This window comes from Acinetobacter sp. NEB 394 (assembly GCF_013374795.1).
GTDB classification, from domain to species: domain Bacteria; phylum Pseudomonadota; class Gammaproteobacteria; order Pseudomonadales; family Moraxellaceae; genus Acinetobacter; species Acinetobacter johnsonii.
Genome location: NZ_CP055277.1, coordinates 129,419 through 144,084, shown reverse-complemented (window position 1 = coordinate 144,084; position 14,666 = coordinate 129,419). Strand labels below are relative to the sequence as shown.

Genomic DNA, 14,666 nt, shown 5'->3' with positions numbered 1-14,666 from the left:
ACCCCCTTGTAAAACTTGGTTTGAACCCAATTTCAGACCACAGTTAAGTATTAAATAAATTCCGTGAGGAGCATCGCCAGACATGGCTAAACGTGATTATTATGAGGTTTTAGGTGTTGCTAAAACCGCTAGTGATGATGAAATTAAAAAAGCCTACCGTAAGTTGGCGATGAAATATCATCCGGACCGCAACCCTGACAATGCTGAAGCTGAAGAGAAGTTTAAAGAAGCGGCTGAAGCTTATGAAATTTTATCGGATAGCGAAAAGCGCAGCATGTATGACCGTATGGGGCATCAAGCCTTTGAAGGTGGTATGGGCGGCGGAGGCGGCTTCGGTGGTGGTTTCAGCGCAGAAGACATTTTCAGTCAATTCGGTGACATTTTCGGTGGCGCATTTGGTGGCGGCGGTGGTCGTGGTCAACAGCGTACACGTCGTGGTTCTGACTTACGTTATGTGATGGAACTGACGTTGGAAGAAGCTGTAAGAGGGGTGAAAAAAACCATTACTTTTACTGCACCAGCGCCATGTGAAACCTGTGACGGTAAAGGCTCTAAAAACCCGAATGATGTTGAAACCTGTAAAACTTGTCATGGTGCAGGTCAGGTTCGCATGCAGCAAGGTTTCTTCTCTGTACAGCAGACCTGTAGTACCTGTCGCGGTCAGGGTAAGATCATTAAGAACCCATGTAATACCTGTCATGGTTCAGGCGTTAAAGACCGTCAACAAACCTTAGAAGTGACGATTCCTGCGGGCGTCGACAACGGTGACCGCGTTCGTTTAACGGGTAAAGGCGAAGCGATTCGTGATGGTCAGTCAGGCGACTTGTACGTAGAAGTGGTGGTGCGTGAGCACGAAATCTTCCAACGTGATGGTGCAGACCTGTATATGGATGTGCCTGTGAGCATTGCCGATGCTGCTTTGGGTAAAGAAATTGAAATCCCGACACTCGAAGGTCGTGTGAGTTTGAAAATTCCTGAAGGCACACAAACGGGTAAAATGTTCCGTTTACGTGGCAAAGGGGTTAAACCTGTACGTACCAGTATGCAAGGTGACTTACTCTGCCGTATCGTGATTGAAACGCCAGTCAACTTAACAGCACGTCAACGTGAACTGTTGAAAGAGTTGCAAGAAACTTTAGATGGAGATGATCACAAATCATCACCAAAGAAAAAGTCTTTCTTTGACCGACTGTTTGATTAATTGAATACAGTACGTCTGAATTGGTGTTGAAAAGAGCGGGAAGATTTTCCCGCTTTTTTTATGTTATTGCGCTTCTGCGGGCAACTCAGGTTGATCGATCTCTTCAACCGATACCATTTCTTCGGCCATAGGTGCAGTGGCTGGTACTTGTTGCTCGGCCTGTGCTTTGGGATGTGTGCTGGTGGTGATCTTTACCTGCGACAAACTTTCTAAGGTATCGCCCGCTTGAACAGCGGGTTCAGCCTGAACTTGTGCCCAACTGCCCCCAAAGGCCATCGCTAGAAAAAGTACCTTTGCTTTCATTCTATTTTCCTCATTTTAAAGTTGTTTTTAAACGCGAACCTAGTCTGCGTAAGATTGATTGCAAATTTGTGAAAAGCTGGAGAAATCATGTTTGAAAATAAAGCGATTTTTTCGATGAAAATGCCCAACAAACCTTAGTCTGTGCAATCAGTTTTGCTATAGTAAGAGCAATTTTGAAGCTAGATTAGGAATATGTTATGTCAGCAGCTCCACGCATTGGTGTCTTAGGTGCCGGCGGTCGTATGGGTCGCATCCTTATTCAAGCGGTACATGAAGCAGGCTATCAACTGGCTGCGGCAGTGGAACGCCCTGAAAGCTCACTGGTTGGTACAGATGCAGGTGAGCTTGCAGGTATTGGCAGCCTAGGCGTGAAGGTGGTGGGTAGTCTGGAAGTGGTAGTGAAAGATTGTGATGTGATCATTGATTTCACTGCACCAGTAGCGACCGTTCAGCATTTAAAAATTTGTCGTGAAGCTGGGGTGGCCATTGTCATTGGCACCACGGGCATGAATGACGAACAAAAAGCTTATTTGGATGACTCTGCGACTCAAACACCTGTGGTCTATGCAGCCAACTATTCTGTGGGGGTCAATGTTTCGATTAAACTGTTGGAATTGACGTCTAAAGTCTTTGGCGACACAGTGGATATTGAAGTGATTGAAGCGCATCACCGTCATAAAGTCGATGCACCATCAGGCACAGCGTTGATGATGGGTGAGGCGATTGCGGGTGCTTTAGGTCGTGACTTGAAAACCGATGCAGTGTATTGCCGTGAAGGTCATACAGGACCACGTGAGCGTCAAAGTATTGGTTTCCAAACCATTCGTGGCGGCGATATTGTCGGTGAACATACGGCTATGTTTATTGCTGATGGTGAGCGTGTTGAAATTACTCATAAAGCGACCAACCGTATGAACTTTGCTTCGGGTGCGGTACGCGCTGCGGCTTGGGTGGTAGGACGTGAAGCACGTAAATATGACATGAAAGATGTACTGGGTTTTAACGACATTCAAGTTTAAAACCTGTTTCATTCGCCATAAAAACAAGATAAAAAACTAAAATAAGACGAAGAATAGAATGAAAAAAGTCATATATATGGCTTGTGTTGTTGCCGTGATGACGACAGCACAGGCCAAACCTATGGATCAAGCCAAACTCAGTATTCATAAAAATAATATTAAAGTTTGGACCTATCAAAATGCACAAAACCCAGTTTTTTTATATAAGGCTGAAACCACGTTTGATGTGCCGATTGAAAAAGCAGTGTCATTGATCTTAGATGTTGACCATGCGGTGAAATGGGTGCCGTATATGGGCAGTGTGAAAGTCTTGTCGCGCGATGATAAAAAAGGCGAGTTTCAGCTGTATATGGTGCTGGATTTTCCTTTTCCTTTAAAAGACCGCGACTTGGTGGTGCAGGGGAAAATGACCAAGGACAGTCAGGGCATTATTAGCATTAAAAATAAAGCGATTGATAAAAACATCCTTAAAAATCCAGATTATGTGCGCCTAAATCATTATGAGGGCGATTGGACCTTTCAGAAACTGGGATCAAATAAAGTCAAGGTTTCGACCTCAGGTTATGCTAACCCTGAGGGGTCGATACCACTGAAGTTTGTGAATATGTTTGTCCAACAACAGCCCTATCAAATGCTGCAAAAAATGAAAAATCAATTGCTGGAACAAGAAGACACTCCTGCCCATTTACCAGCTGCCTTACGTTAATTTTAAAGACGAAGAAGCCTGCAATGCAGGCTTTTTTATGTTTTAAAACTTAAGGCTGTTGATAAGCGTTCAGCAGCTCTAAGGTTGAAGCCTTAGGCAGGTCTAACTGGATTAAACTGAGCATGGCATGTCCTTCACCAGCGAGCGAGATCTTGAAGTTTTCAGCACTGCTTTGGTCACATTGGAACTGTAAATTTTTTTGGCGGGGCAAGTTCATCTGCATTTCACGTTCATTGTTTAACCGATATTGATAAGTTCGTTGGGTCGAGGTTTCAGTCAAGCTCGGCGCTAAACTTAAAAACTGATAATCAGTTAAATTTTGCGTTTTCAGAAAGCCTTCAATCAGTGCTTTACAAATAAAATGCTGCTGTTGTACCTGCTGTGAAACATGTGGCGGTTGGCAAGCCGATAAGCTCAATAAGCAAAAGAGAGATATGATTATTTTTTTCATAAAAGTGCCTATTTATGGTTGTGAACGAATGACAGAAGCATAATTCTGTTGGCATAATGGATACAGATACATAAGATTTAAAAAAATAGGTACAGATGAATGGCATTTCAGTATCAAAGCTTGGCTACACAGTTGCTTGAAAAAATTCAAAATGCTGAATTACCCGCAGGGCAAAAGCTGTTGTCGTTACGCCAGTTTGCCAACTTACAAAAGGTCAGTTTGAATACTGCTAAGAGCTGTTATGAACTACTCGAGTCGCAGGGGTATATTCATGTGAAAAATAAGTCGGGCTATTTTGTCAGTTATCAAAAAAATACCAGCCCATCTATTCCTGTACCGCAGCATCCTGATTTTCAGTCTCAAGCCCGTGATATTTCTAATTTAGAGCTACAGCTGGAAATTCAACAGTCTTCCATTAATAGCCGTCTCATCCATTTGGGAGCGATTCAGCTTTCGCCAAAACATGTGCCTGTAGATGCGCTCCGCCGTTCCATTCAACGTGCCTTAAAACACAGCCAACCTGAAGATTTTTTATATAGCGATAAGCAGGGCCATATTCGCTTGCGGCAGGCCTTGTCTGAGCATTGGGCTGAAGATGGTTTCTATATTTCGCAGGATGATATCTACATCAGCAATGGCTGTATGCCTGCGTTGTCGGTGATGATCCAACACCTCAGCAAGGAAGGCGACAGCGTAATTGTACCGACCCCAAATTTTAATGGTCAGTTACAAATGCTGGCGGGGTTAAAGCGAAAAATTATTGAAATTCCAGCCGATACTCAAGGCTTTGATCTTGAACGTTTAGAGCAGGTCATGCAAAGTTCAGGCGCAAAAGCGTGTTTACTCACGGCCAATTATCAAAATCCATTGGGGTTTTGCTTAAGCAATGCAGAGAAAGAAAAAATTGCACAACTGGCGGCGCGCTATCAGTGCTATGTGATTGAAGATGATATTTATGGTGAATGTAGTTTCAGCTCGAGTCGTCCGCTGCCGATTAAGTATTGGGATCAGCAGGGTTATGTGATTTTCTGTGGTTCGGTTTCCAAGTCACTTTCAACTGCGTATCGCGTAGGTTGGTTTTGTATTCCGCAGCGCTTAGCGCATTTGAAGGCTACGTTGCTGATGCAAAATATCACAGTGAATACACCCTTGCAGTTGGCACTGGCCGATCTCATTTATAGTCGTGCTTATCGGGAGCATTTACAGCAGTTAAAGCCGATTTTGAAACAGCAAGTTGAGCAATACCGACACATGATTCAGCATGCCTTTAACGGAGTTGAGTTACGTATCAATCAACCCTTTGGTGGTTATGCACTGTGGTTACAGTTGCCAGAGTGTATTGACGGTTTAGATATGTACTATTTTGCTCAGCAGCACGGTATTAATATTGTGCCAGGCGAAGTCTTTGGTGAAGGGCAGCGTTATAAAAACTGTATCCGCCTCAATGCAGGTCATGAAATTTCAACAGATATTCGCGCAGCGGTCACTTTGTTGGCCGATTGGGTGAAAGCGCAACTCAGCAGTTCGACGTTGGTCAAACAAGCGGTATAAAAAGCGCCTCTTTTGAGGCGCTTATGGATTAAAAATCGGCTTTGAGGACGATACGATAACGGGCTTTTCCAGAATGTAACCGTTCCAGTGCTTCATTCAACTGTGACATAGGATACAGTTCAATTTGTGGCGCAATGTTTTTACGTGCAGCGAATTTGAGTAGCTGACGTAATGCCGCAGGTGAGCCAGTGGGTGAACCCGTGATAGACTTTGCTCCAGCAATCAGACTACCTGCATTTAACTTGATGGGCTCTAGAGGCAAGCCTAGCAGATGGATCGTGCCATTCGGTGCTAGTGTACTGATATAGGCAGGCCAATTGAGCGTGACATTCACCGTACTGAGCAATAGATCGAATTTGCCTCGCTGGGTTTTAAGCGCATCCACATCACGGCTATTCACCACATGATCTGCACCCATGGCCTTGAGTTCTTCCGTTTTGTCGAGGTTCGAGGTAAACGCCGTAATTTCACAGCCCCATCCTCGAAGTAACTTAATAGCCATATGCCCTAGACCACCAATCCCAATTACCCCGACATGGTGAATGGCTTGAATGCGGTGTTTTAAAATTGGATCAAAAACGGTAATACCGCCACACAATAAAGGACCCGCTGACTCAGGATCTAGCTCTTCAGGTAAAGGAATAATCCACTGCCAACCTGCGCGAACTTTGTCGGCAAAGCCGCCTGCATGACCGACGATGGTTGCTGTCGGTCCTCCTGTACAGAGCACTTGCTGGCCCGACACACAGGGGTCACAGTGTTGGCAGCTTTCTGCCGTCCAGCCAATACCGACGCGCTGTCCAAGTTTAAGCCCTTTGGCTTCGGAGCCTAGGCGACTGATGGTGCCAATAATTTCATGACCAGCGACAACGGGATAGACCGAAGAGTTCCATTCATTGTTAATGACTGAAACATCGGAATGGCACAATCCACAATATTCGACTTGGACTTCGACCTGATGTGGTTGCAGTTCACCCGCATCGAATTGATAGGGTTGTAGTGCTGCACCTGCTTGCATTGCCGCATAGGCACGAATGGTGTTATCCGTCATATTCGAGATCCTTATTTTCCTGTTTTTTATGTACTTTTATTTAAAATGACAGCTGTTTTCATGATCATTGACCATACCAACCGCTTGCATAAAGGCATAGCAGGTGGTGGGTCCGACAAATTTAAAACCCTGTTTTTTTAGGGTTTTAGACATGTTTTGGCTTTGAGGAGTCTGTGCAGGTGCTGTACGGTAGTCCGGGACATCATTGTTGACTGCGTGTTGCTCGACAAAGTTCCAGAGCCACTCAACGGGGTTGATGCCTTGTTGCTTTAGGGCTTGCCATGCAAGCGCATTGTCACGAATGGCGGTCAGCTTCCCGATATGGCGAATTAAGCCGATATCTTGGACTTTTTCGGCTAAGTCTGTATCACTCAAAGCCGCAATTTGTTCAATGGAATATTGAAAAAACTGGCGATGATAATGTTCACGCTTTTTCAGGACGGTAATCCATGACAGCCCCGCTTGTTGACCTTCGAGGCAGAGCATTGCAAATAATTGCTTTTCATCATGTAGTGGTTTACCCCACTCATGATCATGGTAGTCGATGTAAAGTGGATCTGAGGAGCACCATCCGCAGCGTTGAGTGGTCATGAACATGCTCCTGATCTTTTTATAGGGTAAAAGGTGCCCATTGGTCGTGTTGATTGTCCCAATAAAACAATTGGGCGTGTTCGAGGTCAGAAAAGTTAATCCAGACATCTTTTCCTGTTTTTTCAGCAAATCCAGTGCTGATTAAAAGCGCATCTTCAGTAATTTCCATGATCCAACCTTGGTGGCTTTGTCCTGCCAAGATGATTTTTTGTTGATTGCCTGATTCAGCAAATTCGACCAGACGGTTGATCAACGCTTCTGACATGAAAAATTCCTAAAGTTAACGTAAATAAGGATAGGGATTTACTGCACCACGGCCTTTACCTTGTAAATAAAGTCCATAATGCAAATGTGGGGCTGTGTGCCGTGCATTGCCTGTATTGCCGACATAGCCGATCAGGTCGCCTTTTCTGACATAGTCGCCGACACTTAAGCCACGTTTATGGTCATCAAGATGAGCGTAGTAATGCCAAGTGCCTGCTGGCCCCATAATCCAAACCACTTTACCACCCAAATTGTTATTGCGTAAGTCTGCAACGAGCCCTTCTGTGGCAGAAAAAACTTTTGTTCCACGTGGAGCCAGAATGTCGATGCCTTCATGCGTTCGTCCGCTACTGCGAGACGCTCCCCAAGTATCTGTGAGCCCATGACGTTTAATGCCTTGAACGGGTACAGGCAGCTGCTGAGCTAAACGCATGTTTTTCAGCTGTTGGACTTGTGAGGCCGGTAACTGGCTTCCACTTGGTGCAGGCGGCGTGGTACGGCAAGCTGCGAGTAACAGAATCACAAAACTTAAACTGGCAAGCGCAGAAAGGCGGGGCAAACAATTACGCACGAACAATCCTTTATTATTTCAGTGATCTAATTTTAAAGTGTCAGGGTGAACCCAATGGATTACCCAACTATGTCACAGTTGAATTGCCGAGATCAATTTTTTCATCGCAGTTGGGATACCCATTTCTGTGACGTTTTGTATGTCTAGCCATGTGCTGGCCAATTCTATACTTAAATGTTCGAGCTGATCGGCATCGACTTCAAAGCAAAGCGCTTCCAGTTGCCAAGTGAAATGGGTGAAACTATGCGAAATGTCAGCGCGTTGCGAGACTTGTTTCAGTCCTAGACTTTGGCGAAGTTGCGTGAGTTCATCACGATTTTCAAAAATAGGTAAACACCATAAACCGCCCCACAGTCCACTATTGGGACGCTGTTGCCACAGCCATTGATTGTGATGACGCAGCACCAAAACTTGGGCTGACTTCACAGGCACAGCTTTCTTGGGTTTTTTAAAAGGCAGTTCAGTTTCTAGCCCTTGTGCATGGGCCTTACAGTGTTGCTGCATTGGGCAGTATAAACACAGTGGTTTTTTAGGGGTACAGACGGTTGCCCCCAAATCCATGATGGCTTGGGTATAGTCGTGGTTACGTTCAGTTGGACAGAGTTCAGAGGCCAGTTGCCACATGCTGCGTTCATGCACAGGTTTGCTTAGATCATCCTCAATGGCAAAAAAACGCGCGAGCACGCGTTTTACATTGCCATCCATAATGACGCCGTACTGACGTAAACCCAAAGACATCAGCGCACCTGCGGTTGATGGACCAATGCCTGGCAGTTCAATCCAGTCCTCTAAAGTTTGAGGAAAGTGTCTCTGACGTGCCACAACCCCTGCGGCTTTATGCAGATTACGTGCACGGGCATAGTAGCCTAGGCCTGCCCAGTAGGGTGCGACCTCATCCCATGATGCTGTCCCTAAAGCTCCAACCGTTGGGAAGCGTTCGATAAAACGCTCGAAGTATTGCAGCACTGTTTTGACTTGGGTCTGTTGCAGCATAATTTCAGACACCCAGACTTTGTAGGGATCATCGGCCACTTGCCATGGCAGATCATGTCGACCATGAACATCGAACCAAGTCAGTAACGCATCTGAAAAAGAGAAAGGAGACATCTGAGGCACAAGCAAAAAATTCGGCTTAGTATAACTGAATGTCTTTTCTGAGCCTGATTTTTTGCACGTAAAAAATGGCGCTTACGCGCCATTTAAAACCATAAAAACTTAGTCTTTCGTCATGCCCCAACGTGCATCGAGTTTTAGCTCTTGGTCTTTGTAGCGTGGAATAATGTGAATATGTAAGTGTTCAGACACATTCCCAAATATTTCACCGTCATTAAAACCAATATGAAAGCCTGAAGGTTGATGACGCAATTGGAGTTCATTACGTGCCAGTTCTAGTAAAGACATTAAACTTTTACGTTCTTTGTCGGTAATGTCAAAAAATGAGCTCACATGACGTAGAGGGATAATGACACAGTGACCTTTAGACAATGCATTGGGTTCGGGCAAAATTACCCCAAAGTCATTTTTATCAAGCACGTCATATTCATCAAAATTACAATATTGGCAGTGGGTCTCAGTCATTGTTATCTCCTCTAAAATCTAATTATGTATCCTGTTGGATCTGAAAAATCAAATAGTTGAATTCTCAGCTCTAGTTAAGCACTGAGATTGCGTTCTAGCAAGTCATACATTGCATCTAGCCCTTGTCTTTCTGCTTCTAGGTTATAGCCCAAGTCTACGCCATTGGCTTTGGCACGTTCATCGGCCAATGGATTGCTAAAACCATGCTTCGCATCTTCAAAAATGATGACTTCATGGTCCACTTTTGCCGCATGCATTTCTTCACGGAAGCTAGCAACATCATCCAAAGTAACCATGCTGTCTAACTCACCATGTAAAACTAAAATTTCACCTTGAATTTGACCTTCGACCGCAGGGGCTTTCGGTGCCAATGTTGCATGGAAAGTCGCCACAGCTTTAAGTGGTGCGCCTGAGCGCGCTAAGTCTAAAACCACTTTACCGCCATAACAAAAACCAATCGCCGCCAGTTGATCTGCATTCACTTCAGGCTGGGCAGCAAGCGTATCTAAACCTGCTTTAGCCCGGTTGACGATGGTGTCTGCATCGGCAAAAGTTTGCATCATCCATTCATAGGCTTGTTTCGCATCTGTGGTGACATTTTTATCACCATACATATCAATCGCCAGTGCGGCATAACCGTGTTCAGCCAGTTCGCGAGCACGTTGTTCAGTATATTCATTTCGGCCCCACCATTCGGGTGCAACGATGATACCTGCATGCGGTGTTTGAGAGCTTGGTGCTGCAAAATAACCAACTAAGCGTTGTCCATCGGCTGCGTTATATTGAATTTCTCGAGTTTGAATACTGATTGTCATGCTCAAATCCTGATAGATGATCTGCTCTGATTAAAGCATAAAAACTTTTACAAGGATTTGAAAAATATTCCGATGTGCATGAGAAATGTGAGAAATTATTTTTAAAGGCACATATAAAAAAAGAAGGATCTGAATCCTTCTTTTTTCGTTATTAAGAGTTGTGTGCTTTAGACTTTGCCACGAGATAAAAACCCGACAATCGCAAGAATCACAGCAATCACCAATAAAATAATCGCAAAGTCTTTAGATAAACCTGCTACGCCGCCAAAACCAAGTAAACTTGCAATCAGTGCAATCACTGCGAAGATAATCGCCCAACGAAACATAATTTTTCTCCATAGATGTTCTTATTTATTACTCTATTAGTATAGAAACAAGGTTCGGACACACTGTGTTTCTTTTGTTTAAAAAGTGTTCTTTTTGTATTTTAAGTTTATGAATATGATGTAAATCTTGAAAATTTTATGGTGCTGAAAAGTACAGTTGCTATAGGGTATAATGTGCTATTGAGTTTATCGGCAAGCGTCATGTCACAGGAATTACGACCAGAGTTTTGGAAGCATTATGCGCTCACTGAGCTACGCTCAGCAGAGTGGGAAGCGTTGTGTGATGGTTGTGGTCTATGCTGTTTGGTGAAACTTGAAGATGAAGAAAGCCAAGAAGTCGCCTATACCAAAGTGGCCTGTAAACTACTGGACTGTCAAACCGCCAGTTGTCGTGATTATCCAAACCGTAAGCAGCATGTACCCGATTGTATCCAGCTCACCCCTGAACTTTTAGACACGATTCATTGGTTACCGCCGAGCTGTGCTTATCGTCGTTTACATGAAGGTAAAAATTTACCTAGATGGCACTATCTGAACACGGGTTCGCGTCAGAGCATTCTAAAAGCCAAAAAGTCTGCGGCAGGACGCTGTATTTCTGAAGAAGAGATCAATCAAGAAGAGATCGAAGACTATATTGTGCGTTGGGTTCGCTAGCTGAGAAAAGTGGCGTGAAATTGCATGAAAAGCTTGTGTCATTTGCCTGAATTTGCCATAACATAAGCATTCGATGAATGCATTTAAGTCTTAGTCCTATGTCCGATAGCAATATTCCTCTGCCTGAACGTTTACGCCCGCGTGATTTGTCTGAAATTATTGGGCAGGATCACTTATTGGGTGAGCAGGCACCGCTCCGCCAAATGATCGATCAAGGGCATTTGCCATCGATCATTTTTTGGGGGCCGCCAGGCGTGGGGAAAACCACCATTGCTTTACTGTTGGCGCAAGCGATTGATCGACCTTTTGTCAGTCTATCTGCACTCAATACGGGGGTTAAAGAGCTCCGTGAGATCATTGCTGATGGCGGAGATTTAATGCCACCTGTGGTGTTTATTGATGAAATTCATCGCTTTAACAAATCACAGCAAGATGCCTTACTGAATGCTGTGGAGAAAGGCAAAATTACCCTCATTGGTGCCACCACCGAAAATCCTTCTTTTGAAGTCAACAGTGCATTGTTGTCGCGTTGTCAGGTCTATACCTTAAATGCGCTCGATGCCGATGCGATTCAAACTTTATTACTGCAAGCGATTAAGAACGATCCGTTTTTAAAAGAACGTTATATTCAAATTGAAGAATTTGAAGCACTGGTGCAGTTTGCCGCAGGTGATGCCCGCAAAGCCTTGAATTTAATTGAACTCATTGCGGGCACCTTCGAACCTGGCGTTGAAAATATCGTGACCAATGCAATGGTGGTCAAGGTTGCACAGCAAAATATCGCCCGTTATGACAAATCGGGTGAGCAGCACTATGATTTGGTGTCAGCTTTTATTAAGTCGATTCGGGGGAGTGATCCCGATGCCACGTTATATTGGATGGCACGCATGCTCAAAGGTGGTGAAGATCCCGTTTTTATTGCCCGTCGGATGTTGATTGCAGCCTCTGAGGACATTGGTAACTCAAACCCCAATGCACTGCTGCTTGCTGGAGAATGCTTCCGTTCTGTTCAAGCGGTGGGCATACCAGAGTGTCGAATTATTCTTGGGCAGTGTGCGGTGTATTTGGCGACCAGTGCCAAAAGTAACAGTACTTATCTTGCGATCAACAAAGCGTTGGATTTGGCCGAGAAAACAGCGAATTTACCTGTGCCGCTGCATTTAAGAAATGCACCGACCAAGTTGATGAAAGAGCAGGGCTATGGCGTCGACTACTTATATCCGCACAACTATCCAGAGCATTTTGTGATGCAAGAATATTTACCCCCTGAGCTCAAAGGAACCAAACTGTATGAGTCGGCACGCAATAAGCGTGAGGTTGAAGGTGAGCGTTTACAGCAACGCCGTTGGCAACAAGAGCAGCAACAGCAGCAGTAATAAAAAAGCCTGATGAAAAAATCAGGCTTTTTGCTTTTGAGGCATAGGATTTAGTCACATTCATTGAGCAGTTTTTTCTTTAAGCACTGTGGCGTTTTTATGTTCCGATGTGCGTATTCATCAATTTTAATGCCGCAGGTAACACAGCGGCTAATAAAGCGATTGCCATCGTGATGTTAAAGCTCAAGGCAAAGCGCGGTTTCATCAGAAATTGGCGTAAGAAAAGGCCACCGACTGCCCAAACCCCGACACATGGAATGGAAACCACCATTAAAATCAGGGCCGCATAAAGAATATCACTGACATGATGGTTTAAAGCAAAATAAGTGGCAATGGTGCTGATGGAGATAATCCACGCTTTGGGATTGACCCACTGAAAAAGAGCCCCTTGTAGAAAACCCATCGATGGTTTTTGTTCTAATTCGATGTTGAGTGGCCCACTGGACGCGATTTTCCATGCGAGCCACAGAATATAAGCTGTGCCGATCAAACTTAAAATAAATTGGAGCTGGGGCAGGGCCAGAAACACCTGATTTAAGCCGATGCCGATGGCGAAGAGTTGCACGGCCACACCAAAGGCAATGCCTAAAACCAGAGGTAGAGTTTTACGGATACCAAATCGTGCACCAGACAGCATGACCAGTGCATTATTGGGCCCAGGGGTGCAGGTCATTACGACACAGAACAGCAGATAAGAGACAAACAGTGAAGCGTTCATAAAGGGGATGGAGTAATCAAATATGTATCATTTTATTGTTGATCTATCACAATTTTGTTGTATATTGATCGTTAATACTGAGTTTCATGCAACAAATGATTGAATTAGATCGATTAGACCGAAAAATATTGTGTGAGCTTGAGCGCGATGCACATTTAACCAATATTAAACTGGCAGAACGCGTGGGTTTGTCACCCTCGGCCTGCTTACGACGCGTGCAAGAGTTAGAAAGAATTGGTGTGATCCGAGGCTATAAAGCGGTGATTGACCGTTCGCTTTTGGGTGTTGGTTTAACGGTTTATGTGACCATCGGGCTGTCTTGTCACTCAAAAGAAAGCTTGAGTCAGTTTGAGGATGTGATCACTGCAACGGATGAAGTTACTGAGTGTCATACCATTACAGGCTCGGTCGAGTATTTGCTCAGGGTTGAAGTGGCTGACATTAAGTCTTATAAAAAGTTTCATACTGATGTTTTAGGAACGATTCCATCCATTAGCTCGATCACCAGTTTTTTGGTGATGGATACCACTAAAAATCGATATACCAATCTATAAAAGCTTAGGTGGAAAGGTAAAAAACCGAGCGAAATGGCTCGGTTTTTATCTGAGTGCATATAGTTTCGTGGGATCAGATCAAACAAGGCGCTTTATCTTTTCAACTAAGTATTGAATGTTGAATCATTGCTGCATCAAGCTCTTGAAGACTATTCAATTATTTAAAGTTACCCTCTAAAAACTGTTGCAGGCGTTCACTTTTGGGGTGAATCAAAACTTCTTTTGGATCACCTTGTTCTTCAATTTTGCCTTGATCTAAGAAAATGACATGATTGGATACATGGCGTGCGAAGCCCATTTCATGGGTGACCACAATCATGGTTCGGCCTTCTTCAGCTAAACTTTGCATCACTTTCAATACCTCACCCACCAGTTCAGGGTCTAGAGCACTGGTCGGCTCATCAAACAACATCACTTCAGGCTCCATTGCCAAGGCGCGGGCAATTGCAACACGCTGTTGCTGTCCTCCTGACAAAAAAGACGGATATTTCTTTTCGACACTTTCAGCAAGCCCAACTTTTCTTAAGTATTTTCGTGCACGCTCTTCCGCCTCACTCCGCTTTAGCCCCAAGACATGAATGGGTCCTTCAATAATATTTTCTAATACCGTCATATGCGACCATAAATTGAAATGTTGAAAGACCATCATCAGTTGGGTGCGCATTTTTTGCAGTTGTTTGGGATTTGTCGCTTTGAGATCGCCATTTTTATCTAAAGTGGTCTCTAACTGTTCGCCATTGAGCTGAATGCTGCCTTGGCTCGGTTGCTCTAGGAAATTGATGCAGCGAAGAAAGGTACTTTTACCCGAACCCGAGGAACCAATAATACTAATCACATCACCTGCATGTGCCTCAAGTGAAACTCCTTTTAAGACTTCATGATCGCCAAAACTTTTACAAAGATCTCGAATCACCAGTTTTGCTGAATTTTCCATTGT

Annotated in this window: 19 protein-coding genes; 7 read left to right on the top strand and 12 right to left on the bottom strand. The window is 44.3% G+C overall.

The genetic code is table 11. From position 1 onward, the window contains the following. Positions 1-82: 82 nt before the first annotated feature. Positions 83-1,201, top strand: coding sequence for a molecular chaperone DnaJ (dnaJ, locus tag HUK62_RS00685; RefSeq protein WP_005401440.1), 1,119 nt, complete (start codon positions 83-85; stop codon positions 1,199-1,201). 63 nt (positions 1,202-1,264) lie between these two features. On the opposite strand, the gene HUK62_RS00680 is transcribed toward dnaJ, so the two are convergent. Further along, complete coding sequence (locus HUK62_RS00680; protein ID WP_004978423.1) at positions 1,265-1,504, bottom strand: hypothetical protein; 240 nt, start codon at positions 1,502-1,504, stop codon at positions 1,265-1,267. A 197-nt stretch (positions 1,505-1,701) separates the two neighbouring features. Between HUK62_RS00680 and dapB the strand changes: the two genes are divergently transcribed. Then, positions 1,702-2,523 carry a 4-hydroxy-tetrahydrodipicolinate reductase gene (gene dapB, locus HUK62_RS00675; protein WP_176536819.1) on the top strand — a complete coding sequence of 274 codons (822 nt, stop codon included), beginning with the start codon at positions 1,702-1,704 and terminating at the stop codon, positions 2,521-2,523. Positions 2,524-2,581: 58 nt separating this feature from the next. Continuing rightward, positions 2,582-3,229 (top strand): START domain-containing protein, encoded by a 648-nt coding sequence (locus HUK62_RS00670; RefSeq protein ID WP_078425141.1) that lies wholly within the window; start codon positions 2,582-2,584, stop codon positions 3,227-3,229. A gap of 49 nt (positions 3,230-3,278) precedes the next feature. Here the strand turns inward: HUK62_RS00670 and HUK62_RS00665 are convergent, their stop codons facing one another. Continuing rightward, on the bottom strand, positions 3,279-3,680 hold the full coding sequence (locus HUK62_RS00665; protein ID WP_125280873.1) for a hypothetical protein: 402 nt from the start codon (positions 3,678-3,680) through the stop codon (positions 3,279-3,281). Positions 3,681-3,779: 99 nt separating this feature from the next. Between HUK62_RS00665 and HUK62_RS00660 the strand changes: the two genes are divergently transcribed. After that, positions 3,780-5,231 carry a PLP-dependent aminotransferase family protein gene (locus tag HUK62_RS00660; RefSeq protein ID WP_176536818.1) on the top strand — a complete coding sequence of 484 codons (1,452 nt, stop codon included), beginning with the start codon at positions 3,780-3,782 and terminating at the stop codon, positions 5,229-5,231. Between the two features lie 28 nt (positions 5,232-5,259). Here HUK62_RS00660 and HUK62_RS00655 read toward each other — a convergent pair whose 3' ends face one another. The 8 genes from HUK62_RS00655 to HUK62_RS00620 form a co-directional block, all read right to left on the bottom strand. Beyond that, the gene (locus HUK62_RS00655; protein ID WP_176536817.1) at positions 5,260-6,282 is read right to left on the bottom strand and encodes an NAD(P)-dependent alcohol dehydrogenase; all 1,023 of its coding nucleotides are present in this window, start codon (positions 6,280-6,282) and stop codon (positions 5,260-5,262) included. Positions 6,283-6,318: 36 nt separating this feature from the next. Beyond that, positions 6,319-6,873 (bottom strand): DNA-3-methyladenine glycosylase I, encoded by a 555-nt coding sequence (locus HUK62_RS00650; protein ID WP_176536816.1) that lies wholly within the window; start codon positions 6,871-6,873, stop codon positions 6,319-6,321. A gap of 19 nt (positions 6,874-6,892) precedes the next feature. Beyond that, entirely contained in the window at positions 6,893-7,138 is a 246-nt protein-coding gene (locus HUK62_RS00645) for a hypothetical protein (RefSeq protein ID WP_005401448.1), read from the bottom strand. Positions 7,139-7,153: 15 nt separating this feature from the next. Beyond that, on the bottom strand, positions 7,154-7,696 hold the full coding sequence (locus HUK62_RS00640; RefSeq protein WP_171254037.1) for a M23 family metallopeptidase: 543 nt from the start codon (positions 7,694-7,696) through the stop codon (positions 7,154-7,156). Positions 7,697-7,780: 84 nt separating this feature from the next. Next, positions 7,781-8,815 (bottom strand): A/G-specific adenine glycosylase, encoded by a 1,035-nt coding sequence (mutY, locus tag HUK62_RS00635; protein ID WP_176536815.1) that lies wholly within the window; start codon positions 8,813-8,815, stop codon positions 7,781-7,783. A 108-nt stretch (positions 8,816-8,923) separates the two neighbouring features. Then, positions 8,924-9,286, bottom strand: a complete 363-nt coding sequence (locus tag HUK62_RS00630; protein ID WP_004691832.1) for an HIT family protein — start codon at positions 9,284-9,286, stop codon at positions 8,924-8,926. A gap of 74 nt (positions 9,287-9,360) precedes the next feature. Continuing rightward, positions 9,361-10,101, bottom strand: coding sequence for a dienelactone hydrolase family protein (locus HUK62_RS00625; protein ID WP_058951488.1), 741 nt, complete (start codon positions 10,099-10,101; stop codon positions 9,361-9,363). Positions 10,102-10,268: 167 nt separating this feature from the next. Then, the gene (locus HUK62_RS00620; RefSeq protein ID WP_004647174.1) at positions 10,269-10,427 is read right to left on the bottom strand and encodes a DUF1328 domain-containing protein; all 159 of its coding nucleotides are present in this window, start codon (positions 10,425-10,427) and stop codon (positions 10,269-10,271) included. A gap of 201 nt (positions 10,428-10,628) precedes the next feature. Between HUK62_RS00620 and HUK62_RS00615 the strand changes: the two genes are divergently transcribed. Further along, positions 10,629-11,081, top strand: a complete 453-nt coding sequence (locus HUK62_RS00615) for a YcgN family cysteine cluster protein (RefSeq protein ID WP_035326303.1) — start codon at positions 10,629-10,631, stop codon at positions 11,079-11,081. 98 nt (positions 11,082-11,179) lie between these two features. Then, positions 11,180-12,457, top strand: a complete 1,278-nt coding sequence (locus HUK62_RS00610; RefSeq protein WP_176536814.1) for a replication-associated recombination protein A — start codon at positions 11,180-11,182, stop codon at positions 12,455-12,457. Between the two features lie 97 nt (positions 12,458-12,554). Here HUK62_RS00610 and HUK62_RS00605 read toward each other — a convergent pair whose 3' ends face one another. After that, positions 12,555-13,130 carry a LysE family translocator gene (locus HUK62_RS00605; RefSeq protein WP_228723721.1) on the bottom strand — a complete coding sequence of 192 codons (576 nt, stop codon included), beginning with the start codon at positions 13,128-13,130 and terminating at the stop codon, positions 12,555-12,557. A gap of 131 nt (positions 13,131-13,261) precedes the next feature. On the opposite strand from HUK62_RS00605, the gene HUK62_RS00600 reads away from it, so the two are divergent. After that, positions 13,262-13,729, top strand: a complete 468-nt coding sequence (locus tag HUK62_RS00600; RefSeq protein WP_228254617.1) for an Lrp/AsnC family transcriptional regulator — start codon at positions 13,262-13,264, stop codon at positions 13,727-13,729. 157 nt (positions 13,730-13,886) lie between these two features. Here the strand turns inward: HUK62_RS00600 and HUK62_RS00595 are convergent, their stop codons facing one another. Continuing rightward, positions 13,887-14,663 carry an ATP-binding cassette domain-containing protein gene (locus HUK62_RS00595; protein ID WP_125273780.1) on the bottom strand — a complete coding sequence of 259 codons (777 nt, stop codon included), beginning with the start codon at positions 14,661-14,663 and terminating at the stop codon, positions 13,887-13,889. Between the last annotated feature and the right edge of the window lie 3 nt (positions 14,664-14,666).

Coding starts and splice junctions, on each gene's coding strand:
- HUK62_RS00665 (WP_125280873.1), bottom strand. CDS start 3,680: ATGAAAAAAATAATCATATCTCTCTTTTGCTTATTGAGCTTATCGGCT.
- HUK62_RS00655 (WP_176536817.1), bottom strand. CDS start 6,282: ATGACGGATAACACCATTCGTGCCTATGCGGCAATGCAAGCAGGTGCA.
- HUK62_RS00605 (WP_228723721.1), bottom strand. CDS start 13,130: ATGACCTGCACCCCTGGGCCCAATAATGCACTGGTCATGCTGTCTGGT.
- HUK62_RS00600 (WP_228254617.1), top strand. CDS start 13,262: ATGCAACAAATGATTGAATTAGATCGATTAGACCGAAAAATATTGTGT.
- HUK62_RS00595 (WP_125273780.1), bottom strand. CDS start 14,663: ATGGAAAATTCAGCAAAACTGGTGATTCGAGATCTTTGTAAAAGTTTT.
- HUK62_RS00670 (WP_078425141.1), top strand. CDS start 2,582: ATGAAAAAAGTCATATATATGGCTTGTGTTGTTGCCGTGATGACGACA.
- HUK62_RS00620 (WP_004647174.1), bottom strand. CDS start 10,427: ATGTTTCGTTGGGCGATTATCTTCGCAGTGATTGCACTGATTGCAAGT.
- HUK62_RS00660 (WP_176536818.1), top strand. CDS start 3,780: ATGGCATTTCAGTATCAAAGCTTGGCTACACAGTTGCTTGAAAAAATT.
- HUK62_RS00650 (WP_176536816.1), bottom strand. CDS start 6,873: ATGACCACTCAACGCTGCGGATGGTGCTCCTCAGATCCACTTTACATC.
- HUK62_RS00630 (WP_004691832.1), bottom strand. CDS start 9,286: ATGACTGAGACCCACTGCCAATATTGTAATTTTGATGAATATGACGTG.
- HUK62_RS00615 (WP_035326303.1), top strand. CDS start 10,629: ATGTCACAGGAATTACGACCAGAGTTTTGGAAGCATTATGCGCTCACT.
- HUK62_RS00645 (WP_005401448.1), bottom strand. CDS start 7,138: ATGTCAGAAGCGTTGATCAACCGTCTGGTCGAATTTGCTGAATCAGGC.
- dapB (WP_176536819.1), top strand. CDS start 1,702: ATGTCAGCAGCTCCACGCATTGGTGTCTTAGGTGCCGGCGGTCGTATG.
- mutY (WP_176536815.1), bottom strand. CDS start 8,815: ATGTCTCCTTTCTCTTTTTCAGATGCGTTACTGACTTGGTTCGATGTT.
- HUK62_RS00610 (WP_176536814.1), top strand. CDS start 11,180: ATGTCCGATAGCAATATTCCTCTGCCTGAACGTTTACGCCCGCGTGAT.
- HUK62_RS00625 (WP_058951488.1), bottom strand. CDS start 10,101: ATGACAATCAGTATTCAAACTCGAGAAATTCAATATAACGCAGCCGAT.
- dnaJ (WP_005401440.1), top strand. CDS start 83: ATGGCTAAACGTGATTATTATGAGGTTTTAGGTGTTGCTAAAACCGCT.
- HUK62_RS00680 (WP_004978423.1), bottom strand. CDS start 1,504: ATGAAAGCAAAGGTACTTTTTCTAGCGATGGCCTTTGGGGGCAGTTGG.